We start from the raw sequence: 24,480 nt of genomic DNA, 5'->3' as shown, positions 1-24,480 counted from the left end.
AATCCATTATATTAGGCACTTAAATCAAGAATAGAACGCACTTGGCACCTACAAACTTACAGTTACAATTACAGACGCTCATTGCCGAAGGATTAAATGAGCTTGATATTCCCAAAGAACCCGCATCACTTTATGAACCTTATAGGTATTCGTTAGACATTGGTGGCAAAAGAATTAGGCCATTACTCACTTTATTAGCTTGTGGGCTATGTAATGGCAAAATTAAAGATGCTTTACCCGCTGCCTTAGCCGTTGAGATACTACATAATTTCACCTTGGTTCATGATGACATCATGGATAGTGCAGATACCCGAAGAGGAAAGGCTAGTGTATTTAAAAAGTGGGATCAAAACATAGCTATACTTTCAGGGGATGTAATGTTTGCAGATGCTTTTACGCATTTAGAATATTATGGACTTAAAAGTGATTTTAGTAAAAGCGAATATTTAAATGTGCACCAAACATTTACGCAGGCCACAGTAACTGTTTGCGAAGGACAAGCCCTAGACATGGATTTTGTTGAACGCGAGCAAGTTTCGCATCAGGAGTATCTAAAAATGATACAAGGCAAAACGGCTGCTCTTCTTGCTGGGGCTTTAAAATTAGGAGCTATTGCAGCGCATGCTACTTCAACTCAACAAGAAGCCTTATTTAATTTTGGCATGGAAATGGGAGTAGCTTTTCAAATTCAAGATGATTTGTTAGACGCTACCGCCGACCCTGAGAAATTTGGTAAAAAGGTTGGGGGAGATATTTTTGAAGGCAAGAAAACATATCTTACCATCCTTGCGTTAGAACGTGCAAATGAATCAGATAGCTCGTTCATACAACAAGTTTTAGATTCAACACAACCATCACAAACGGATGTAGATAAAGTATTAGATATCATGCACTCATTAAATGTAATCGATGATATTGCTGAAGAGGTGAATCAACATTACAATTCAGCACTGCATGAACTAGATGATTTTAATGACTCAGAATACAAACATGAGCTTAAAAATCTCCTTATCTTCCTCCAAAATCGCGATCACTAATAGATCTTATTATTCCAAGAATGAAGAAATACTCTTACTTATTTTTTGCCCTTTTACTAACCTTTACTGCTTGCAAAAATTCTGAATTAGTACGCCCTGGTGACCCTATAAACGTTTCTTACCAAAAAGGGATGAATCAATTTGAAAGTGGCGACTACAATAAAGCTGCTGAAATATTTGAAGTTGTAACTCGATCGGGAAGAGGAACAAACTTCGCTAAAGATGCTCAATACTACCTAGCAGAAAGCTATTTTAATGCTAGGAGATATATTTTAGCTGCGGCTGAATACGAAAGATTTTCAAATTATTACCCGCAGGATGAACGTCGACAAGAAGTTGATTACAAGCACGCTTTAAGTGTGTATGAGCAAAGCCCACGTTATCGCTTAGATCAAACACAGACGCGAAAGGCCATTGAACTCTTTCAACTCTATATAAGTAAGTATCCAAATTCTGAATTCATTAGTGAAGCATCAGATCGTATCACAGAATTACGTAGCAAATTAGCTCGTAAAATTTTTGAATCTGCTGAGTTCTATGCTAGAACAGATATGTTTAAAGCTGCTACTATTTATTACGATCAAGTAATCGATCAGTATCCCGAATCTAAATGGACTGAACTAGCCTTAGTTAAGAAGATTGAGACTTTTGTGCGTTATGCTGATAATAGTATCGTAGAGCGCCAAGAAGAGCGTTATGGTGAAGCTATAGCTGCATACGAGACCTTTGTACAATTATTTCCAAACAGTGAATACCGTCAACAAGTGGAAGACTTACGCGACCAAGCGGAGCGTGGTCAAAATCAAGCTATTTCGATCTTAGCTGATCAAAGTGGCGACGGAACCAACCAATAGTTTTGAAAAAAGTAGGTTTATTAGGGGGTACTTTCGACCCCGTTCATAACGGGCATGTTTCTATTGCCCGTTCTTTTTTTGAGTCCTCCTATATAGATGAATTGTGGATTATTCTCACTCCATATCCACCTCATAAACAGAAAGAACATAAAGTTTCTTTTGAACACCGTCTCTTAATGTTGAATGCGGCATTTCAACAAGATCCCGTTACAATTATTACCGTAGAAAGAGATTTACCCAAGCCTTCCTATAGCTATAGAACCATTCAGCATTTAAAAAAACAGCATCCGAAGTACGAGTTTTTCTATTGTATGGGGGAGGATAGTCTTACCAATTTTCACTTATGGAAATATTATGAGCTGATCCTAGAAGAAGTTGACTTATTGGTAGCTCACCGACCTGATTCTAATCACGAAGATGTAGATTCGCAGATCTTATCTCAAACCACATTTGTAGACCACCATCCCGTTGATATTTCGTCATCAGATATCAAACATAAACTTCATAATAACATTGAAGTAGAGCATTTACTTCCACCAAAGGTGCTTAACATTATTGATAAAGAGAATTTATATCGCTAAATACAGCGAAAATAAATTCTATGTCTATATCTCGAAAACAGTTTTTTAAACAGGCTAGTTTAGCCTCCGTTTCAATGGCGGGTGTACTTTCCGCTTATTGTGATGAACCAGAATCATCACCAATCTCACAATCCTTACTATTACCTAATTCAATAGATTGGAATAGTACCATTGGTTTAGTCGCACCTGCTAGTCCAGTGTATGACTCATCCCAGTTTGATGAAATGTTGATTAATCTTAACAACTTAGGATTTAATCTTGTATTAGGGGAACATGTAAGAAATAGAAATGGCTACTTAGCTGGCACCGATGAAGAACGAGCATCAGATTTAATGGCTATGTTCAAGAACAAAGAAATCGATGCTATTCTATGTGTTCGAGGAGGGTGGGGATGTAACAGAATTCTTCCTCTTTTGGATTATGATGTTATTAAAGCCAATCCCAAACCCTTAATTGGTTTCAGTGATATTACCTCACTTCATATGGCCATTCATCAACACACAGGGTTGGTAAGTTTTCATGGACCTGTTGGTAAATCTGATTGGAATTCATTCACAAAATTAAGCTTTCAATCCATTGTAATTGATGGCAAAAAAAGCATCTATAACTTACCTCCTAAACAAAACGACTTTTTTACTATAACACCTGGGGACGCAGAAGGTAAGCTCTTAGGCGGTAACCTAAGCGTGTTAGTTGCTATGATAGGATCTGATTACTTACCCGACTTTACAGACTCTATTTTGTTCCTAGAAGATGTTGGGGAAGATGTGTACCGAATAGACCGAATGATCACTCAACTGAAGTTAAGCGGTATACTAGATCAAATAAGTGGCTTTATTTTTGGGAAATGCACTAATTGTGATGCAGGTTCAAATAGTTTATCCCTTGCAGAAGTATTTGAGGACCATATTGCGCCATTAAATATTCCAGCTTTTTATGGAGCTATGATAAGTCATGAAGATTTAAACGTAACCATACCTGTTGGTATTCGTGCTAGCATGGATGCTTCTACAGGTACATTCAGTACTTTAGAAGTAGCCGTTCGCTAAACAAACTGTCGATTTTTATTCCGTTCAACACTTAATGCTCTCACTATGAAAAAACATCTATCCAGTAAATTACTACTGATTGGGATATTCCTTATAAGTAGTACAATGCCTAATCTTCTTGTTGCTCAAGATGCAGCTGATTCAGATTCTTCTGGTATTGAAAAGAAATCTAAAAAACTACCGCTTGATCCAGGCAGGTTAATAGATATCGAAACATCAGAGGGGACATGGATTTCTGTAGATGTAAGCCCTGATGGATCTAAAATCACCTTTGACTTATTAGGTGATATCTATGAATTGCCTATCACTGGTGGAAAAGCAACGCAAGTTACTGATGGGATGGCCTTCGATACGCATCCTCGGTATAGCCCAGATGGTAAATACATTCTTTATACCTCTGATGCTGATGGAGGTGAAAACCTTTATTATATAAACTTAGAAGATACCTCTGACGTGACACAAGTTACGAAAGGGAAAACGAATGGATATACTAATGCTGACTGGACACCTGACGGCAAGTATATTGTAGGCTCAAAGGGTAAGCGTACACCAAAATTATGGTTATACCATGTTGATGGAGGAAGTGGTGCACAGTTAATTTCAAGTCCCAACAATTTAAAAACCATTGATTTAGCAGTGGACCCGACGGGGCAATATATTTATTACTCTCAACGAAATGGAGCTTGGAATTACAATGCTCAGTTTCCACAATACCAAATTGGTAGATACGATCGTGAGACCGGTAAAACAACATCTGTAACCTCAAGGTATGGTTCTGCTTTCACCCCAACCTTATCAGATGATGGAAAGTGGATGGTTTATGGTAGCCGTTATGAAGATAAAACGGGCTTGGTATTACGTGATATGGAATCGGGCGATGAACGCTGGTTAGCGTATCCCGTTCAACGCGATGAAATGGAGTCTATAGCCTCAATGGGTGTTTTGCCAGGAATGAGTTTCACACCCGATAACAAAGCCGTGATTGCTTCCTATGACGGAAAAATCAAGCGTATACCGATAGATGGTTCTCCTGCTACTGACATTCCATTTAGTGTTTCAACAAAGTTAGAAGTGGGACCTGAAGTATTATTCAAATATCCAATAAGCGATGAAACAGAAGTTGTAGCAACTCAAATTAGAGATGCTGTTCCATCACCAGATGGTAAATGGTTGGCCTTTACGGTTTTAAATGATCTATACGTTCAAGAATTGCCCGATGGTACTCCAAAAAAATTAACCGATTCTGACGTAACAGAAGCACAACCTGCTTGGGCACCAGATGGTAAAAGCTTGATTTATGTGACTTGGGATGAAGAAAATGGTGGAGCAATAAACTCAATAAATCCATTTGCTCGTAGACCAAAATCTACAAAACTCACCTCAGAACCTGGTATCTATACAAACCCAGTATTTAATACTGCAGGTGATAGAATCGTTGCCTATAAAGGCAGCGAACAAACATATAAAGATTCATATGGACCTGGTTCATTTTCAGCGCTTACTGAACTGATTTGGATTCCATCTGGTGGAGGCGAATCTACTTTGATTACTAAAGCAGATGGCCGATCAAACCCACATTTTATCGAATCTGATGATAGAATTTATTTTAGTCGTTCTGGAACTTTATCCTCCATGCGATGGGATGGCACCGATGAAAAAGATCATGTGAGCATTTCTGGAATTAAGACCTATTCCTTAGCTGATTTAGAGGATGATGTTAAAAAGGCTAATGGCATGAAAACTCCTATGGAATTACTACATCCTGAAGAGCATGATGCTAAAGAGAATAACCCACCATCTAGGGCTTCTGTAATTTACATGGCTCCTAAAGGTGATCAAGCAATGGCTCAAATTAATAACAATATCTACGTTGTTACGGTGCCTAAAACTGGTGGAAGTACGCCTTCTATTTCAGTAGCAAATGCCGCAAATGCTGCTTTTCCATCTAAAAAGTTAACAACCATTGGTGGTGAATTTCCATCATGGAGTGCTGATGCCAATAAAGTACACTGGTCAATTGGTAACGCTCATGTGATCTATGACCTTGAAGAAGCTAAAGCATTCGAGGATAGTGTAAAACAAGCCAAGAAAGAGGAGGCTGAAAAGAAAGAGAGTGAGGAAGAAAAAGATGATTCTAAATCTGAAGAGGACGATTCAGATAAAAAAGATGACTCTAAGAAAAAAGAAGAAGCCACTTATAAACCTCAAGAAATTGAGATCAAGGTTACTTACACAAAAGATATCCCTAGCGGCACTATTCTACTTACCAACGCTAGAATTATTACTGCTCGAGGAAATGAAGTAATTGAAAGTGGTGATATTCTTATTGAGAATAATAGGATAAAAGAAGTAGGGGCTAATTTAAATGCTCCATCAGGTGCTGAAGTAATAGATCTTAAGGGCAAGACCGTTGTACCTGGCTTTATGGATACTCACGCTCATATGTGGCCAAACTGGGGTATTCATAAGCAAGAGATCTTTAATTATGCTGCAAATCTAGCTTACGGTGTTACAACTACACGTGATCCACAAACAGCTACCACAGATGTTTTAACCTATTCTGATATGGTAGATGCGGGCAAAATGCTAGGTCCAAGAGTTTACTCTACAGGACCGGGGCTCGGCTTCTGGGGATACAATATTAAAGACCTAGATGAAGCCAGAGAAGTTATGAAGCAGTACAGCAAGTATTACGATACTAAGACCATTAAAATGTATTTAGCTGGTAATCGTGAACAACGCCAGTGGATATTGATGGCTGCTAGAGAACAAAAAATCATGCCCACAACAGAAGGTGCACTTGATTGGAAATTAGACATGACTCAATTAATTGACGGGTATCCAGGTCATGAACATTCGCTTCCAATTTATCCAATCTATAAAGATGTAGTTCAAACTGTAGCAGAGACAAAAATGGCCGTTACTCCAACCTTATTGGTGTCCTATGGTGGGCCTTGGGCTGAAAACTATTTCTACTCTAGAGAAAACCCTTTTAATGATCCAAAACTAGCTCACTTCACTCCTTATGAGGTATTAGCTAGTAAATCTCGTAGAAGACCAGGTTGGTTTAGAGATGATGAACATGTATTCCAGAAACACGCAGAAAGCATGACTAAACTAGTGGAAGCAGGTGCATTAGCCGGAGTTGGCAGTCATGGCCAACTAGAAGGTTTGGGCTTTCATTGGGAATTATGGGCCGTTGCAGCCGGCGGTATGAATAACTTAGATGCTATTCGAGTGGCTACGATTATAGGGGCAGAAGCAATTGGACTAGATCAAGACTTAGGTTCTATTGAAGCTGGGAAACTAGCTGATTTAGTAATTCTATCTAAAAACCCTTTGGATGATTTACGAAATACAAACTCCATTACTCATGTAATGAAAAATGGCAGACTGTATGAAGCGGATTCGCTTAGAGAAATCTATCCAGAGAAGAAAGAAAAACCGGTTTTTGATTGGAATAAAACTCATCCTGCTAAACAAGGTATACCAGGAATGGATAAGTAATGACCTAATTTATTTATCTATGAAATTACAGAGGCTTCAATTCGAAGCCTCTTTTTTTGAACCCTTATTTATAGTTTGCTGACAAATGGGATATATGTTGCCCATCTAAAGTATAATAATGCCCCATCAAATCAGCTGTTAAACAGGAGTGAATGGGATAAATATGAATGGATTCTCCAATTATAGTTTGGTCAAAATATTCGGGCGTACATTGAATTATTCCATGTTCTTGCGATACAGATTTTAATATCACTCCTGGAATTACTTCCCAATTCTGATCTATCACTTGTCCGAAATAAGGTAATCCTACCGCTTGCATATCGGAATCTTTAGAAAAATGTACGGCACCACCATGAATCAATATTTCATTTCTATTTTCATATTTAGTTACCACATCACATTGCATGGCCACTGCAATTTTTGAAGGGTCACAAGAACCAATTTGAGTTTGTATCCAATCATAAAACACAAAATTACCCGGGCTTATTTGGTCTATATCAGTAAAATCATCTAACACAGAACATGAGGGTGTATCACCAAAACAGATAGGGTAGGGGAATTCCTTTTTAAACTCTTTGATTCTTTGTACTAATGCATTTGAAAACAAAACAAGCTCTTTTTTTCCTCTATTTCTATATGAATGTCCGGCATGCATATAAAAACCTTCAAAACGGAATGCTTTAGAAGCTTTTATATAATCAATGATAGAAATGATATCAGAACTCGCGTTCATATCAACTCCACTTCGGCCATAAGCAGGGTCCAATTCGATGTAAATACCTACTTCATGTTCTATTACTGGCTCAGTTATTTTCAAGGCATCAACAGAAACAGCAAGTACACGTAAATCAATATTGCTTGCTAATTTATTAATGCGACCTACTTTATTAATATTCAACGGAAATGCCACGGTAATACTTTGCCAGCCGTATCGTGCAAAATATTCAGCCATACTCACCGATGAAACGGTTATTCCATCAATTGGGTATTCCTTAAACCAATTCCCAATTTCATGCGATTGATGTGTCTTAAAATGTGGCCTAAATTTTAGTCCATTCTCTGAAGCTTTATCAGCCATCATTTGAATATTATTTAGAGCACGTTCTGTGTGTAGTAATAGCTTTGGCATATAACAGTATTATCAATTAGTTCGTGAATATAACCTACCTTTAAAATGATTGCTTAGATAATATGTAGGTGACCGGATAATCTCTTATTTTTAGCTATGAAAATTTTGGATAAACATGTTATTGGCCGCGTAGAAAGTGTGTCATTACCTGAATGGAACATTGATGAAATTGACGCAAAAATTGATACTGGAGCCTATTCTTCTAGTTTACACTGTCATAAAATTGAACAATTTAAACACCATCAAGAGAATTGGGTAAGGTTTAACCTTTTAGATCCCGATCATCAGGCTTATAATGAGCAACTCATTCAATTGCCTATCCATGATATTCGATCGGTAAAAAGTTCAAATGGTATCGCTCAAGATAGATTTTTTATTAAAACAACAATTACGTTGTTTTCCACTATCTACGATATTGAACTATCACTCACAGATCGCTCAGAAATGAAATACCCGTTACTACTAGGACGTAAATTTCTTAAGAACAAATTTCTGGTAGATGTTTCCCAAAAATATGTATCAAATTCCGAACAATTAGATCAAGGAAGTAAATAATGAAGATTGGAATCCTTTCCAGAAATGCCGCACTCTATTCAACAAAAAGATTAGTTGAAGCAATTGAATCAAGAGGTCATGAAGCTAAAGTAATAGATCATTTAAAATGTGATATCGTAATTGAACAGGACAAACCCGCTATCTACTACAAAGGGGAAAACCTAGACGATCTAGACGCTGTTATTCCAAGAATTGGGGCATCTGTTACCTTTTATGGAACTGCAGTAGTTCGCCAATTTGAAATGATGAATATCTTTACTGCCGTTCAGTCTCAAGCACTCGTTCGTTCAAGAGATAAGCTACGTAGTCTTCAAATTATGGCTAGTGCTGGAGTTGGTTTGCCAAAAACCGTTTTCACAAACTACTCTAAAGAAGTTGATAAGTTAATCGATTCGGTGGGAGGAGCGCCTCTGATTGTTAAACTGTTGGAAGGTACTCAAGGCTATGGCGTGGTACTAGCCCCAACCAAGAAAGCAGCTCAGTCCATTATCGAAGCATTTCATAGTATGAAAGCACGAGTGATAGTACAGGAATTCATAAAAGAAAGTAAAGGAGCCGATATCCGAGCATTCGTAGTAGATGGAAAAGTAGTTGGAGCTATGAAGCGACAGGGTAAAGAAGGTGAATTTAGATCCAATTTACACCAAGGTGGTACCGGAAGTTTGATCAAACTAACTAAAAAGGAGAGAGAGGCCGCTCTTACAGCCGCTAAATCAATGGGACTTCCAGTTGCGGGTGTAGATATGTTACAATCAGCCCGTGGTCCACTTATTTTAGAAGTTAACTCTTCACCCGGTATTGAAGGAATTGAAAAAGCCACCGGTAAAGATATTGCAGGCAGTGTAATTAAGTATGTAATATCTAAGGTTGAAGCTGTAAAAGCTAAGCCTACAAAGCGTCGTAAAATAAAAAGTGATGCCTGATTCAATTATCATCAATAAACAGAAAATTAGACTTGGTGAACACGCCAAGTTGAGTTTCAATATTGCTCGATTACCTACCTACACAGATATAGACTTACCCATTCATGTGTATAGAGCTAAAGAACCAGGACCTACTTTATTACTAACCGGTGGGCTTCATGGTGATGAAATTGATGGTGTAGAAATCATCCGTAGAATGATTGCCAATGAAAAAATCATTCCACAAAAAGGTACGGTAATAGCTATACCTATAGTAAATGTGTATGGATTTATTCAAAACTCTAGAGGTCTTCCAGATGGTAAAGACATCAATAGAAGTTTTCCTGGACTAAAAACAGGAGGGAGCCTCGCTAAACTAATTGCCTATAGGCTTCTGAATGAAATTGTACCACAAATAGATTATGGAATCGATTTCCATACTGGTGGTGCTAGTAGATCTAACTATCCGCAGTTAAGAGTAGACTTTACAAACACTGAGGCACTAGAACTAGCAAAAGCATTTGAACCACCATTGATTATAAACTCTAAAGTGATTCCTAAATCGTTTAGAAGTGCGGCTCAAAAGAAGAATAAATCAATCTTAGTATATGAGTCGGGAGAGTCGTTAAGATTTAGCGAGCAAGGTATTCAAGAAGGTATCAATGGTACTTTAAGGTTGATGCATCATCTTGGAATGAAAAAAAGTAAACCATCGTCTCAAAGTATTCATATCTTTAATACCTCAGCTTGGATTCGCTCAAAGTATGCCGGACTATTTTTACCAAAAATAAAATTAGGCGACTTTGTAGAAAAAGGTCAGTTAATTGGATATATCAATGATCCATATGGAGAGTTAAACTCTAAAATTATAGCTCCCAAATCAAGTTGTGTGATTGGCATAAACTATTGTCCTGTAGTAAATAAGGGCGATGCAATAATTCATTATTCATTTAATAAATAACAGTGGAATACGATCTACTTTTTACCGTAATAGAGCAAAACACCTGGAAAGCAAGAACTTCTGAAGGCAGATTTGCGCCAGAATTAGAAGAAGGTACTAATCAAATTGAGTGTATAGCTGAAAACCAGTTATCTGATTATGTAAACTCAGATAAATTTGAAGGCAAGGAATTAACCTTAGTAGTAATTGATCCGCTTAGAATTCAAGAATCAATTAAGGCAGGAAAGAAGGATTCTTGGAATATGGTGTTTATTCATGGTTCCATAGCATTAGATGCTATTATCGATCGAATCAAAATTGGAAGAGACGATAACGGAAAGTTTGCACTTAACGTGCGACACTATGATTAGAGTCTAGAAACTCAATATTCTCGATAGACTGCTTTAGGTCTCTAAAACTTATTGGCTTAATTAAGTAGTCTTCGTGAATAGTTTCTTTAGCTCTATTCTTGTTATAACTGTCGGAATTCCCCGTTACATATATAACTTTGGATCGTACAGACTCATCTTTTTGAAATTCAATGGTTGCGGCAATTCCATCAATATCATCTTCTAACATGATATCCATTAATATAAGATCTGGCTTTAAACTTTTAGCCATTTCAATTGCTTCTGAACCACGCGCAGTTGTTCCAACTACATTGTAGTCCAACTTTTCAACCATTTTTGTTATAAGCAACGAGAGAACTTTGTCGTCCTCTACAATAAGTACATCCATTTTATAAACACCTTGATTTAACCGAAGATAGCAAACCACATTGGTAAACAATGTTAAGTGTTGCTCATCTAAATTAGATAGTTCTAATCTGAAGTAACAAACGATATTCTTGTCATATAATTTATATTATGTAAAGTTAAGATAGTTTCTTTACAATAAACTATCTTGTATTCCCTTAAAGTCTGGTAATTCCGATGCGTTTTCTAAGACTTCAGCATACTGCACTACCCCATCTTGATCGATAACAAATGCTGATCTTTTAGATACTCCAAACATCCCAAAGAAATCTTTATATAAAACACCATATGACTCTGAGGCTATTTTATTGAAATCACTTAGCAATTGGAAGTTTAAATTCTGCGCTTCTTTAAATTGTTTTAAACTGAAAAATGAATCGACACTAATGCCTAAAACTTCGGCGTTTAATGAGTTATATATTTTCAGATTATCTCGTGTTGTACAAAGCTCTTCTGTACACGTGCCAGTAAATGCTAATGGAAAAAATAATAGCACTACATTTTTCTTACCAAAATAACCTGAAAGCGTGACATCTTCTCCATTGGTATTCTTAAGAGTAAAATCTGGCGCCTTATCCCCTACACTAATTTTCATCGGCTATTCTTTTAAAATTGTTTCTGTATATATCGTAACTAAAAATTAAACTCGCAAATCCTATTAATAATTCAGTAGTTACGTGTGTACTGAATTCAAAGCTAATTGGAAACCAGAAAATGATAAAAGCAATTAATAGGACTAGAATACTCACTATTCTATACCCATAATTCTCACCCATAGATTGCTTTAAAGCGTAGATTAACAAACTTGTGATTATAGCCCCTGCTTGAAATGTACCCAATACAATATTAGATATTACGTGGGTATTCATTATTAATGGATAAAATATCAATGTAATAAACGGCAGGTATACTAAATAAAGTGGGAAGCGTGCAAATACTGGCTTAGATTCGCGAATTAAACTAAATATTGAAGAGACTAAAAACGTAGTGGTAAGTATGTTTCCCCATCTGATATAGAGTACTAATTCGCTATCAACTAGGTATACAATATTGGTACCTAATAGAACTATAACCCCAAGACAGATAAATAAATCGGCTAAGGCTTTTTTAAGCGTATATAATTTAGCGGTATAGAAAATGAGAAAGGTACAGCAAAGTATTAACCAGATACTTGTCCAATCAAGTATTGCCATGATCAATTACCTTTTCTTTGAGCGACCTCACGTTGAAATTGCTTTTCGTTCTGAAAAGTCAATATAAGATCAGCAATCTTTTTAAGGAGTGCTCTCTCCTGCTTCACCATCGATTGGATAAATTCAAACAATGTAATTTTTCCTTCATTTGAAATAACCTCTTTCTCCCAAACAACGATAGGTTTGTCTTCAATAGTTGTAATAAAAGCAGCTCTGTGTTTAGCAATCTTGTGCAATACATTTTGCACATCATGTTCATCAGACTTTGAGTATTCAAATGAATCGCTTGGAGCTATATATGACCTTGAATTTATAGGCCTATGACTGTTTATGCAGTCGTCAACAATCTTTCTATAATACTGTTGTTGTGAATGATCTAAGAAAAGAAGCGTTTCAATAATAGACATACCGTCAAGGGGTTCATCCGTTAATGGAACGCTGTCGATAACATATTTTAAAGCTTCGGCTTCATGTTCAAGATATGCAACATCACTAATAAGATTAGATACCTTTTCTTGTGTGATCAAAATAGATGTGGTAATTGGTTTATTTCCAAACTTTTGACGCTGGAGTAGCATCATTTTCATTTTGTGTTTGAATCATATCCACAAGCGATAATCCAGTGTTCCAATCTCTGTCTCTATCACGAACTGAATGAATATTATTTTCTTCCTGGAAATCCCAGAATGAACCAAACTGTGCGTTTTTATACTCTTTTAGATACTCTAGTCGTTCCTCTAAATCTTCTTTAGGAACCAATAAACGATCTTTATCATATATTGCATCTTCTCTAGATTCGAATACGATATCATAATCTTTACTCATTACGATAGCTTCTTCCGGACAAACTTCCTCACAATAGCCACAATAAATGCAGCGTAACATGTTAATTTCGAAAAAGTCTGGGTATCTCTCCTTTTCATCTTCAGTTTCTGAAGCTTGCATACTAATAGCTAAAGGTGGGCATGCTCTTGCGCACAAACCACAAGCAACACAGCGCTCGCGACCATGATCTTCAACTAAAACAGGTCGACCTCTAAAGATGGCCGGTGGAGTCCATTTTTCTTCCGGGTAGTTCATAGTGAACTTTGGCTTAAACATTTGTTTAAATGTATAAGCGAGCCCTTTAAAGATCTCTGGTAAATAGATACGTTCTAGAAAGTTTAACTTTCTTTCGTTCTTATAGTTGCTACTTAAAGCGTTTAAAACTGGTTTTTCGAGATTCTTAGCCATCTAAATTGGTTAGAAATGTGGTTCGAATTAAAGTGCAAAAATAAACCTTTGTACCATCACCATCAAAGTTTATTCTAACTTTTATGAATTATTTTTGACGGAATACCATCGTTATCGGAACACCTGTAAATTTATAGCGTTCCCGAATCTTATTTTCGAGATATCTACGATAGTTTGCAGGTAAATCTTCGGGTGTATTCATGAAAAACTTAAATACAGGTGGGTTCGTTTTAACCTGTGTTGCATACTGAATTTTCAACTGTCGCCCTCTTTTCATTGGCAACGGTCGTTCTCTTAATATGCCTTCTAAGAAATCATTGAATGCAGAGGTTGTAATCTCTTTTTTACGTTCTTGAATTACTTGCTCAGCTACATCCATAACTTTGTGAATGCGTTGTTTGTTCAATGCAGAAATGGTCAAAATCGGAACATAATCTAACATCGGTACCGACTCATAAATGTACTGTTCAAAATCACGAACTGTATTTGTGTCTTTTTCTGTAACCAAATCCCATTTATTTAATAGGATAATGAGCCCTTTATTGTACTTCTCAGCTTCTCTTAATACGCGTTTATCTTGATCTTCAAAACCACGCATGGCATCTAACATTAAGATGGCTACATCACATTCTTGAATAGCACGAGCGGTTCTAACTGTACTATAGAACTCAATATTCTCTTTAACTTTGGTTCTTTTTCGAAGTCCCGCAGTGTCAACTAGGATATAATCCTTGTTGTTGTAGTTAAACTTACTGTTGATCGTGTCGCGTGTAGTACCCGCAATATCGGTAACTATAGACCTTTCATCATTTAACAGTGCATTAACTAAGCTACTTTTCCCAACATTAGGCCTACCAATGAATGCCAATTTAGGAGAAGGGTCTTCAATTTCAGGATCTATTACTGGAAGTAATTCCGTGATTCTATCCATCAACTCCCCTGTTCCGGTTCCACTAATGGCCGAGATTGGGAATAATTCATCTACGCCTAGTTCGTAGAATTCAACAGCATCCATCCTACGCTCTTCATTGTCGGCCTTATTAGCTACAAGAAGCACAGGCTTATCTTGCTGGCGAAGTAAATTGGCCACTGCTTTGTCTAAGGTATTAATACCATGGTCTGCATCTACAACAAATAAAATCACATCCGATTCTTCTAAAGCAATATGAACTTGCTCTCGAATACCAACTACCATCACATCCATATCGTCGGGGAGGTAACCGCCGGTATCAATTACATTAAAATCTATTCCATTCCAATAGGTCTGGCCGTAGTGCCGATCTCGGGTAACACCATATTCATCATGAACGATGGCCTTTCTCTTGCCAATTAATCGATTAAAAATGGTAGACTTTCCAACATTGGGTCTACCTACTATAGAAACTACTGGGAGCATTTAACAATCCGTCTTTATAAATTAAGGTCGCAAAAATACACAATTATTCGCACATTATAAGCTATGCTTAAAGCCTTTTATAGTTCCCTCGGATTTTTTGGTGCACTTTTATTATCACTTGGCCTCTTTGTGTTTTTTATACTTTGGGTTGCCGGTATTGCAGGTATCACTTTACCTGTAGATGGTGGCAAGCCTAGAGGTTCTAAATGGCAAATTATTTGCGCTATTCTCATCCCTATATACCCTGTAACTTGGATTTTTTATGAAATGTATCACCAAAGAGAGTTTCTTAAAAAAGGAGAAAACGACTTAAAAGTCTAACTCAGTGCTACTATTTTCATCTGTTAAGAGCGGCGTACTCTCCTCTTCCAACAGCCAGGGCTCAACAACAGTTTTATTTAATTCTGCAATAAATCTAGTGGGTTTGGTGAAATAATCGCCATAATGCGATTGTGCGAGCGTAGGATATGTGTAATACAGCATCTCTTTTGCGCGTGTAGTAGCCACATAAAGAAGTCTTAATTCTTCATCAAGTTGTTCGGTATCATCAACGCTATAGGCAGATGGAATAATCCCATCTAAACATTGAATGATGAAAACGTGCTTCCACTCTAATCCTTTTGCCGAATGAATGGTACTTAACACCAAAGGAGCTTCCTCCTTCTGCTTTTCTTCAACATCGATAACCGAAGTAGAAATGGGATCTAATGCTAGTTCTTCAAGTAATTTAGGTAGTGAAGTGTAGTTACCTGAGATGTGAACAAAAGCTTCCAAATCTTTGAGCCTCTTAGGGTAATCATCATATCTTTTTTCACAAAACAACTTATAATATTCTACAATTTGCTCTACCGTTTGCGATACAGAAAGTAAATTTTCTTTTAATGAAACCAATAATTCACTTAACGCTTGAACTTGTTTATAGTAGGCTTTGCTTACCGCATCTTGAGGATTTAATGAATAAGGATTCTTAGCCAATCGTATCCATTCGAATAAATCTTGTGCTGTTTTAGGTCCAATTCCTTCCATTAATAATAATACCCGATTCCATGCAATGGTATCTAATGGGTTCACTAAAACTCTAATATGGGCTAATACATCTTTAACATGTGCAGCTTCCGTAAACTTTTGCCCTCCATACTTAACAAATGGGATATTATTTTTATTCAATTCAATCTCTAGATCGAATGAATCCCTCCCATTTCTAAATAATACGGCAAGGTCGCTTAACTCGTACCCCTGCTCCCTTAACTGCAACACAACCTGGCTTACAAACCGACTCTGATCATGCTCACTCGGGGCCTGAACGATTGCAGGCAGCTCTCCTTCCTCATTATTGGTAAATAATTGTTTATTGAATTTGAATGTGGCTTGATCTAATAATTGATTCGCTGCATTCAAAACTTCAGGTGTTGACCTATAATTCTCTTCAAGTTTAATGAGCTTTGTGTTTTCAAATAAAACCGGGAACTCCATAATGTTTTGATGATCAGCTCCTCTAAAAGAATATATGCTTTGTGCATCATCACCCACTGCCATAATGTTTTTATGAACGCTTGAAAATAATGCCGTTAAAGAAGCCTGAAGTTTATTGGTATCCTGATATTCATCCACCATAACATGCTTGTTTCCTGAGGCCACTTGAAGACGTATATCTTCATGCTGTTCAAGCAGTTCCTTTGTTCTTATGAGCAGGTCATCGAAGTCCATTACAAAGTTCAACTCTTTGTACTCTTTATACCCATCCGCTACGGCTTCAATTTTATCTATCAGCTCAGAAAATTGAGGATACATTTCTGTCACAACCACTCGCATATCCAAATGTTTGTTTATCGAGGTGCTGATCATACTAAGCAAGGTATTCTTATTCGGGAAACGCTTGGCTTTTTTATGAAGATTCAAATTCGTGCGAACTAACTGAATCACCTCTAATGCATCGGCAGTATCAATAATGGTAAAATTGTTAGGAAAACCTATCCTATCAGCATATCTATGCAGTAATTGACTACAATAAAAATGAAAGGTCCCCCCTTTTATCCCTTTACATCGATCATCAAGTATTTCACTGGCTCGATGAATCATTTCCTTAGCTGCTCTACGAGTGAAGGTCAGCAATAGTATTTGCTCAGGACTAACACCGCTCTCTACTAACCGCGCTACTCGATGAATAAGAGTTCTTGTTTTACCCGTCCCTGCCCCTGCAACAACTAATGCAGGACCATTATCATGAAATACAGCCTCTAACTGCTGAGCATTTAGCAGATCCTGATACGGAATACTATAATCTTCGGGACGTCGCCTCGGCTCTGATTTTTTTAAAGTGAACTTCTTCATGTCGAATGATAATAGATATCCGCCTATATGTAAAATAAATGTGCATGATAATTACAACACGCCCCATATTTATATAAGTCAATAATTATCAATACCTAGTTTGTAAAAAACATAGCCTAATATTTAAACTAAAAACTATGTTAATTATCTACTTAGGTGAAAATACATCAATCAAAGTATGGATATGATCTTCCAAACTTTTTCCTATTAACTCAGCACCTTTCCGAATGTCTTCTCTAGGTATACTTTCAGCAAATTTTAAAGTCTTTAGCTTCTTTTTAACAGACTTCACTTTCATCCCTTCAAAACCATTTGGCCTCATTAAAGAAACCGCATGCATAAACCCAGATAGCTCATCACAAGCAAAAAGGTACCGTTCTATCTCACTTTCGGGCTCTTTTCCCGTTCGTTCAGGTGCATGAGCCTTAATAGCCAATAGAACATTCTCTGGATAATCATAGCTTGGCAGTATTTCATTGATAGCTTTATGGGGATGCTCATCAGGAAATTTCTCCCAATCGAGATCGTGCAGAAGCCCAGCTGTCCACCACTCTTCAACTTCTTCTGCCTCCTTCCCCTGTAAAAGTGCATAGTGCTCCATTGCCTCTGCTACCATAAAACAATGATGCCTTAAGCTTTCATTTTCTACATATTCCTTTAATAATTCTTCAGATTCTGTTCTTGTATTCATATAGCTTTATTTAATTGTTCGAAATAAAATACAAAACCCACTTTTAAATGGGAGTTCACCTTTCCTTTTGTTCGAACCCCTGATATATTCCATTTCATTTTGATATTAAACCGACTAGAAATTTTAGATGATTAACGAACCCTCATTTGCTCCTAAAGATTACGGCTGGATAGAAGTAGTATGTGGAGGGATGTTCAGTGGTAAAACTGAAGAATTGATACGTAGAGCAAAGAGAGCTCATATTGCTGGACAAAATGTAGTAGTGGTAAAGCCAGCAATCGATAAAAGATATAGCGATACAGAAGTAGTTTCTCACAATGAAACAGCCCTTCCAAGTATTTTAGTAGACACTGCCGATCAAATAGTTTTACTTACCTCGAACGCAAAAGTAGTTTGTATAGATGAGGCTCAGTTTTTTGATGAGCGCATTGTGGATGTAGTAAATGTACTAGCAAATGATGGCAAACGAGTTATAGTAGCTGGACTCGATATGGATTTTGAGGGCAAACCATTTGGGCCTATGCCCTACTTGCTTGCAATTGCGGAGTACGTAACAAAATTGCATGCTGTTTGTGCTGAAAGTGGTGCAATGGCTAATTTCTCCCAGCGTGTTGTTGAAAGCACCGAAAAAGTGTTAGTGGGTGAATACGATTCTTATGAGCCTAGAGCCCGGCATTGCTTCCGCCCATCGATAGATCGAAGAAGAGGTCGCCCCATAAGGCCATTTACCACCCCAAAAGTGGCTCCACTTGAAGAAGAAAATATCAATATAGAACAGTCCTAATGGAAAATATACTTCGTGGTTTACTAGGCATGGCGGCTATTATCGGAATAGCCTTTTTGCTTTCTAATAACAAACGCAGAATAAACTGGCGACTTGTAGGAACAGGTCTTGGTATTCAGTTTGTGCTAGCAATTTTTATTCTTAAGTCTGAAGAACTTTCGGCTTTTTTCAGCCCATTAGGTTGGCCAAAGTTACTGTTTAAGTTTATAGCAAAGTTCTTCGTAATCGTACTTCAATATACTACTGAAGGTGCTTCTTTCTTATTTAGTATGCTTGGTAAAGGGCCAGAATATGAAGAAAGTTTTGGGGTTATCTTTGCTTTCCAGGTACTGCCAACCATTATATTCTTCGCTTCGTTAACAGCGCTTTTATATCACTATGGTGTTCTACAGTTTATTGTGAAAATACTGTCGAAAGGTATGCAAAAATTACTCGGCACTTCCGGTGCTGAGACCTTATCAGTGATCTCAAATATCTTTGTGGGACAAACTGAAGCCCCGCTTGTTATTAAGCCATTTATTGAAAAGATGACCAAGTCTGAACTTTTAGCAGTAATGACTGGAGGAATGGCTACGATAGCCGGTGGCGTAATGGCCGCTTATGTAGCTATGCTTGGCACCTCTTTCGCAGCTGCCAATGGACTTGAAATACAGGTAGCTCAGCAGTTATTTGCTGAACGTTTATTAGGAGCAAGTTTGATGGCAGCTCCAGCCGCTTTAGTGATTGCGAAAATTCTCTACCCAGAAACTGAAGAACCAGCTACCGCTGGAGACGTTTCAATCTCTGTAGAAAAGACCGATGCAAACGGTATTGATGCCGCTGCTTCAGGGGCCTCAGTTGGTTTACAGCTTGCCTTAAATGTTGGTGCTATGCTATTGGCATTCATTGCATTACTAGCAATGTTTAATGGCTTTTTTGGATGGGTTAGTAATCTTACAGGACTTACATCTTTACTTGGTGCTCCATTAAGTATTGAAATGGTATTAGGCTGGGCATTAGCACCTATAGCCTGGTTAATTGGTGTACCCTGGGCAGATGCTACAACGATGGGTTCTTTGATTGGTACTAAAATCGTTTTAAACGAGTTTGTGGCTTATCTCAAATTAGCCGATGAAGTAGCTGCATCTAATATATCTCCAAAAACAATTGCTATGGCTACCTTTGCGTTATGTGGCTTTGCAAATTTCTCCTCTATCGCCATTCAAATTGGTGGAATTGGTGGATTAGCTCCTAACCGTAAATCTGATTTAGCTAAATTCGGCCTTAAAGCCGTTTTTGCAGGTACTATGGCCACTATGATGACAGCTACAATCGCAGGTATGTTATTTTAAACAACTACACCATTTTATGAAATGATACATCAATTCTTGAAAGTAGTTTTTATAGCTTGTTGCGCACTTATTTTAACACCGAATAAAACTGTAAACGCTCAGAGTTACACTAGTACAGTTGTAGGAGAAGTAGGTGAAGTAAAGATTACTTTTCAAGATTTATTAGATCGTTATCAAACAGGGACCTCTGAATACCCTACCCTAGATGAATTGAGTACATTTCTAGGTATATATATTGAATACCAGTTAAAACTTCAGTTTGCTTATGAAAGAGGATACGATAACGATCCAGAATTGAAGACCGAATTCGATCAGTACGCTAAACAAGCAGCTTTCTCTTTTTTGGTTGAGCAAAAGATTAAACCCTCTGAGTTCAATAAGTATTATGAACGAGCACTAAAAGAAATTAAAAGCTCGCATATTTTAATAGAAATAGACAAAAACGACACACTCGCTGCTTATAATCAGATAACTGAAGCAAGAAATGAATGGCTTTCTGGTAATAAAACTTTTGAGGAATTAAACGAAACATATTCATCTAAGAAGAATGGTCGTTTAATGGGTGGGAAATTACCATGGGTTTCTATCGGTACAACGGTCGCTGAGTTTGAAGATCAATTATACTCATTGGAAGCCGGAGAACTCTCTCAACCTTTTAAAACCCAGTTTGGTTACCATGTACTCAGGGTTGATGAGATTCGACCAAGAACATCACCCAGAATGGTTTCACATATATTTCAGCCGAATACCAATAAAGCTGACTCTATAATGAATAAGGCCTATATCGAGCTGAAATCAACAGGTAATTGGGATAATGCTGTAAAGCAATACTCCGCTGATAAACCTTCTGTAGCAAATAATGGATACATAGGTTGGGTTCAACATGGAAAATTTAGACCCGATTTTGTTGAGCAAGTTTCTCAAATCGATCCCACTCTGCCATTCACTAAGCCTATTCAAACAGCCTATGGCTACCACATCTTTAAAGTAGATTCTGTTCAAACTTTTACTTCAGAGGAACACCGAAAAAGTATATTAATGCAAGAGTTCCTCGACTCTAAAAACTTTAGTAAAAGTAATGCCTTTATATCACAGTGGTTAATTGATAACGACTATGCTAAAGTTAATACAGAATTGATAAACGAATTAAGTAACTACATTAAATCACTTGGGTCAAATACGTTAAAGGATTTACCAAATAATGTATTCACCTCTGAAATAGTATTCACTTTTATAGATAATGAATACAAAGCTTCTGATTTAAGAAGTCATTTAATTGCAGAATACAGCAGCATTCAAGGGCAAAATTTTAACGATAAGATTCTGCAGAATTTTTATACCAAGTTAGTAAGTAACCATATTGTTGAATTTACTCGATCAATGTTTGATGCTTTCAACCAGGATTTAAACAATTACAGAGAAGGGTTAATTGTATATAAGGTGAATGATGAAGAACTCTGGAGTGCTGCCACCGTCGACACCTCCAAACTTGTGGATATATACCAACGGAATAAGAATGACTACTCCTACCCTACTCGATACCATTACACGCTTATTAATGCAGTAAATGACAGTACTCTACATCAAGCTGCTAAAGCACTCTCTAATGGCGTATCGATAGATAGTTTGCGATCACTTGTTCCTGAAATAGCTATTACAACCGATTCCACTTCTTATATATCAGATGAACCATTAACTAAACTTACCGAAATGAAAATTGGTGAGACATCTGATAAATTCTTATATCGGAAAAGACCTTCACTGTTAATTTTGCATGATATTTTACAGCCAAGAACTATGACTTTTAAAGAGGCTTTTTCACGATTACTCAGCGAATATCAGCCTGAACGTGAACGAAACTGGTTAATTAATACCGAAAAACAATTCCCCGTTAAAACCTACACTAAGAATCTTGAGAGAGCCTATAACGAATATATGAAGGATCATTCATGAGAAGATTACCTGTTCAAGTCTTATTAGGTTTAATGATTGCATTTATAGCATGCTTAGATGCTCCTGTACCTGAAGGTGTTCAATTCGCTAAAGTTGGAAACAAAGTTCTTACACTTGAAGAGGCTAAAGCTCGAATACCTGATGCCATATATATGCAAGATAGTGTAAGTGCTCTCAATGATTACCGTGAATCTTGGATAAGAAAGCAATTGATATTAGAAGAAGTGGAACGACTCGATTTAGAGGAACTTGAATCGGTTCAACAAAAGTTAACTAGACTTAAAGAAGAAGTATTGATCAGTAGTTTTCAAGAGGCTATTGTAAGTACTCCAGAATTAAATGTAGCCGTTACCATTGAAGAGGCTCGTAATTACTATCAAGCCAATAAAGAAAAGTTCTTATTAAACGATCGCTATATTCGTTTTCGACATGTAATTGCAGCCACACAATCGGATGCTGAAAATGCTAAAAGAGACCTTATGAGAGGAATTGATTGGGAAACAGTGGCAAATCGGTATTCTATCTACCCTGAATTAGCAATTAAAGAATCCAATCGCTTTTGGCCTGCTAGATCAGCACTGAGTGATTTTGAAACCTTAAATAGATATTTACAGATTATAGGTTTTTCAGAAATTTCAAGAATAGAAGAGATTAATGGACGTTACCACTTCGTTCAACTTTTAGAAGAACGCACTGAAGGGGAGCATCCAGATTTAGATTGGTTAACCGAACAAATACAAGATTGGTTAATCATGGAAAAAAAGAGGATCGCTTACAATACCTACATAAAGAATCTTTATCTTGCAGCTCAAGCTAATAATGAAATAGAGATTTATAACGTTCTACCAGAACAAATTAAAACGGATACTACCTCCGACTCATTGAATACAAACTAGATAATGAAGAAAGCATTTTTATTATTCCTGTTATCAGGACTCGCATTTACCTCTCTAAACGCACAAAATACCCCTACTACTGCCGATAGAATTGTGGCAATGGTGAACGATCACATTATCCTTAAATCAGAGATTGACCAAGGTATTGCCGATTATATTCGTCAGGCACAATTCAATAACCAAGAAATTCCGTTCTCAGAAGAACTTTGGTATTCCTTTCTTGAAGCAGAAATTGATAACTACGTATTACTTGAACAAGCCAGAGTAGATTCAATCACTGTAACAGATAGCGAAGTTGATCAACAAATGGATCGACGTATCGACCAATTAGTTCGACAAGCAGGTAGTGAGCAAGCAGTTGAACAAGCATTCGGTAAAAGTATAGTACAGCTAAAAGCTGATTTTAGAGAAGAATTCAGAATGCAAATGCTTACAGAGCGCGTGCGTCAAACAAAATATCAGAGTATTAAAATTACTCGTCCTGAAGTTCAAGAGTTTTTTGATTCTATTCCAACCGACTCCCTCCCTACTATTCCAGAGCAGGTTGCATTATCACACATTGTTAGGTTACCTAAACCTAAGAAAGACGCAAAAAAAGCTTCTTATGATTTCGCAGTTTCATTAAGAGATTCCATTATAAATCATGGCGTACCTCTTGAAGATTTAGCAAAACGACATGGTATGGATGGTTCGGCTCAACGAGGCGGCCAGTTACCTATGATGGGCTTAAATGAATTAGTGGCTGAGTACTCTGCTGCTGCTTCAGCGCTGAAACCGGGTGAAATATCAGAAGTTGTTGAAACTGAATTTGGTTTCCATATCATTCGACTAGATGAAAGAGTTGGCGACCAAATTAAAACGAGTCATATTCTAATTAGAGTAGATTCAGAACAACTTGATGATGCAACTGCAATTGCAGAATTAGAAAGCATCAGAGATAGTTTACTGACGCAAGACAACCTTTCTTTTAGTGATCTAGCTAAACGTAATAGCGAAGATCCATCTACGGCTACTTCAGGTGGTAAAATTATTGATCCACAAACGGGTGAACGCCTTATCCCATTATCTCGATTAGACCCTGCCCTTTATCGTGTAGTGTTATTAATGGAAGAAGTTGGTGAGATCTCCGAGCCAAAGCCATTCAATCCGAACAATGCTAATGCTGGAAAAGCCTACAGAATTGTTCGTTTAGACAAACAAATTCCAGAACATATCGCAAGTATGGAAATGGATTACGAGCGGTTGAAAAACATTGCTTTACAGCAAAAACAAACACGTGTTTTCCAAGAATGGTTAAATGGATTACGTGAAGAATTCTATATCGAATATCGCATTCCTAAAATGATGGCAGAAGGAAACTAAT

The 24,480-nt window shown here is 37.2% G+C and carries 24 protein-coding genes; 15 read left to right on the top strand and 9 right to left on the bottom strand.

Annotated features, from left to right (window positions below; translation table 11 throughout):
- Positions 1-41: 41 nt before the first annotated feature.
- From B155_RS0101310 to B155_RS0101290, 5 genes are read left to right on the top strand one after another with little or no spacing between them, the layout of a single operon-like run.
- On the top strand, positions 42-1,037 hold the full coding sequence (locus B155_RS0101310) for a polyprenyl synthetase family protein (RefSeq protein ID WP_018126427.1): 996 nt from the start codon (positions 42-44) through the stop codon (positions 1,035-1,037).
- Positions 1,038-1,057: 20 nt separating this feature from the next.
- On the top strand, positions 1,058-1,891 hold the full coding sequence (locus B155_RS12730) for an outer membrane protein assembly factor BamD (RefSeq protein WP_018126426.1): 834 nt from the start codon (positions 1,058-1,060) through the stop codon (positions 1,889-1,891).
- A 2-nt stretch (positions 1,892-1,893) separates the two neighbouring features.
- Positions 1,894-2,472: a nicotinate (nicotinamide) nucleotide adenylyltransferase gene (gene nadD / locus B155_RS0101300; RefSeq protein WP_018126425.1), complete on the top strand. Its 579-nt coding sequence runs from the start codon at positions 1,894-1,896 to the stop codon at positions 2,470-2,472.
- Positions 2,473-2,492: 20 nt separating this feature from the next.
- Positions 2,493-3,521 carry a S66 peptidase family protein gene (locus tag B155_RS0101295; protein WP_026167130.1) on the top strand — a complete coding sequence of 343 codons (1,029 nt, stop codon included), beginning with the start codon at positions 2,493-2,495 and terminating at the stop codon, positions 3,519-3,521.
- Positions 3,522-3,566: 45 nt separating this feature from the next.
- Positions 3,567-7,028: an amidohydrolase family protein gene (locus B155_RS0101290; protein ID WP_026167129.1), complete on the top strand. Its 3,462-nt coding sequence runs from the start codon at positions 3,567-3,569 to the stop codon at positions 7,026-7,028.
- Positions 7,029-7,092: 64 nt separating this feature from the next.
- Here B155_RS0101290 and B155_RS0101285 read toward each other — a convergent pair whose 3' ends face one another.
- Positions 7,093-8,157 (bottom strand): alanine racemase, encoded by a 1,065-nt coding sequence (locus B155_RS0101285; protein WP_018126422.1) that lies wholly within the window; start codon positions 8,155-8,157, stop codon positions 7,093-7,095.
- Between the two features lie 96 nt (positions 8,158-8,253).
- Here B155_RS0101285 and B155_RS0101280 point away from each other — a divergent pair, with 96 nt between their 5' ends.
- Genes B155_RS0101280 through B155_RS0101265 form a run of 4 tightly spaced genes read left to right on the top strand, consistent with a single transcriptional unit; the run spans position 8,254 to position 10,925 of the window.
- Positions 8,254-8,712 carry an ATP-dependent zinc protease family protein gene (locus B155_RS0101280; protein ID WP_018126421.1) on the top strand — a complete coding sequence of 153 codons (459 nt, stop codon included), beginning with the start codon at positions 8,254-8,256 and terminating at the stop codon, positions 8,710-8,712.
- Positions 8,712-9,635, top strand: a complete 924-nt coding sequence (gene rimK / locus B155_RS0101275) for a 30S ribosomal protein S6--L-glutamate ligase (RefSeq protein ID WP_018126420.1) — start codon at positions 8,712-8,714, stop codon at positions 9,633-9,635. The genes B155_RS0101280 and rimK overlap by 1 nt, the downstream gene beginning before the upstream one ends.
- The gene (locus B155_RS0101270) at positions 9,628-10,575 is read left to right on the top strand and encodes a succinylglutamate desuccinylase/aspartoacylase family protein (protein ID WP_018126419.1); all 948 of its coding nucleotides are present in this window, start codon (positions 9,628-9,630) and stop codon (positions 10,573-10,575) included. The genes rimK and B155_RS0101270 overlap by 8 nt, the downstream gene beginning before the upstream one ends.
- Before the next feature lie 2 nt (positions 10,576-10,577).
- The gene (locus tag B155_RS0101265) at positions 10,578-10,925 is read left to right on the top strand and encodes a hypothetical protein (RefSeq protein ID WP_018126418.1); all 348 of its coding nucleotides are present in this window, start codon (positions 10,578-10,580) and stop codon (positions 10,923-10,925) included.
- Here the strand turns inward: B155_RS0101265 and B155_RS0101260 are convergent.
- From B155_RS0101260 to der, 6 genes are all read right to left on the bottom strand, one after another.
- Entirely contained in the window at positions 10,903-11,292 is a 390-nt protein-coding gene (locus B155_RS0101260) for a response regulator (RefSeq protein ID WP_018126417.1), read from the bottom strand. The two genes, B155_RS0101265 and B155_RS0101260, sit on opposite strands and share 23 nt — an antisense overlap.
- 150 nt (positions 11,293-11,442) lie before the next feature.
- Positions 11,443-11,904, bottom strand: a complete 462-nt coding sequence (locus B155_RS0101255) for a peroxiredoxin (RefSeq protein WP_018126416.1) — start codon at positions 11,902-11,904, stop codon at positions 11,443-11,445.
- Entirely contained in the window at positions 11,894-12,502 is a 609-nt protein-coding gene (locus B155_RS0101250) for a hypothetical protein (RefSeq protein WP_018126415.1), read from the bottom strand. Before B155_RS0101250 ends, B155_RS0101255 begins: the two co-directional genes overlap by 11 nt.
- A gap of 2 nt (positions 12,503-12,504) precedes the next feature.
- Entirely contained in the window at positions 12,505-13,083 is a 579-nt protein-coding gene (locus B155_RS0101245; protein ID WP_240386232.1) for a hypothetical protein, read from the bottom strand.
- A complete protein-coding gene (locus B155_RS0101240; RefSeq protein WP_018126413.1) occupies positions 13,049-13,735 on the bottom strand; it encodes a NuoI/complex I 23 kDa subunit family protein in 687 nt (228 codons plus the stop codon). Before B155_RS0101240 ends, B155_RS0101245 begins: the two co-directional genes overlap by 35 nt.
- Positions 13,736-13,823: 88 nt before the next feature.
- Entirely contained in the window at positions 13,824-15,131 is a 1,308-nt protein-coding gene (gene der, locus B155_RS0101235) for a ribosome biogenesis GTPase Der (RefSeq protein WP_018126412.1), read from the bottom strand.
- A gap of 63 nt (positions 15,132-15,194) precedes the next feature.
- On the opposite strand from der, the gene B155_RS0101230 reads away from it, so the two are divergent.
- On the top strand, positions 15,195-15,452 hold the full coding sequence (locus tag B155_RS0101230) for a hypothetical protein (protein WP_018126411.1): 258 nt from the start codon (positions 15,195-15,197) through the stop codon (positions 15,450-15,452).
- Here the strand turns inward: B155_RS0101230 and B155_RS0101225 are convergent.
- Both B155_RS0101225 and B155_RS0101220 read right to left on the bottom strand, forming a co-directional pair.
- Entirely contained in the window at positions 15,441-17,462 is a 2,022-nt protein-coding gene (locus B155_RS0101225) for an ATP-dependent helicase (RefSeq protein ID WP_018126410.1), read from the bottom strand. The two genes, B155_RS0101230 and B155_RS0101225, sit on opposite strands and share 12 nt — an antisense overlap.
- Before the next feature lie 148 nt (positions 17,463-17,610).
- Positions 17,611-18,153 carry an HD domain-containing protein gene (locus tag B155_RS0101220; protein WP_018126409.1) on the bottom strand — a complete coding sequence of 181 codons (543 nt, stop codon included), beginning with the start codon at positions 18,151-18,153 and terminating at the stop codon, positions 17,611-17,613.
- 127 nt (positions 18,154-18,280) lie between these two features.
- Between B155_RS0101220 and B155_RS0101215 the strand changes: the two genes are divergently transcribed.
- Genes B155_RS0101215 through B155_RS0101195 form a run of 5 tightly spaced genes read left to right on the top strand, consistent with a single transcriptional unit; the run spans position 18,281 to position 24,479 of the window.
- Positions 18,281-18,937 carry a thymidine kinase gene (locus B155_RS0101215; protein WP_018126407.1) on the top strand — a complete coding sequence of 219 codons (657 nt, stop codon included), beginning with the start codon at positions 18,281-18,283 and terminating at the stop codon, positions 18,935-18,937.
- Complete coding sequence (locus tag B155_RS0101210) at positions 18,937-20,268, top strand: NupC/NupG family nucleoside CNT transporter (protein ID WP_018126406.1); 1,332 nt, start codon at positions 18,937-18,939, stop codon at positions 20,266-20,268. Before B155_RS0101215 ends, B155_RS0101210 begins: the two co-directional genes overlap by 1 nt.
- A 21-nt stretch (positions 20,269-20,289) precedes the next feature.
- On the top strand, positions 20,290-22,221 hold the full coding sequence (locus B155_RS0101205) for a peptidylprolyl isomerase (RefSeq protein ID WP_018126405.1): 1,932 nt from the start codon (positions 20,290-20,292) through the stop codon (positions 22,219-22,221).
- On the top strand, positions 22,218-23,117 hold the full coding sequence (locus B155_RS0101200; protein WP_018126404.1) for a peptidyl-prolyl cis-trans isomerase: 900 nt from the start codon (positions 22,218-22,220) through the stop codon (positions 23,115-23,117). The genes B155_RS0101205 and B155_RS0101200 overlap by 4 nt, the downstream gene beginning before the upstream one ends.
- 3 nt (positions 23,118-23,120) lie before the next feature.
- Positions 23,121-24,479, top strand: a complete 1,359-nt coding sequence (locus B155_RS0101195; RefSeq protein WP_018126403.1) for a peptidylprolyl isomerase — start codon at positions 23,121-23,123, stop codon at positions 24,477-24,479.
- The last annotated feature ends 1 nt before the right edge of the window (position 24,480 follow it).

The sequence above is a fragment of the Balneola vulgaris DSM 17893 genome, assembly GCF_000375465.1.
Taxonomy (GTDB): Bacteria; Bacteroidota; Rhodothermia; order Balneolales; family Balneolaceae; genus Balneola; species Balneola vulgaris.
Note: the sequence above shows the minus strand (reverse complement) of the source record. Positions and strands in the feature narration are given on the sequence as shown.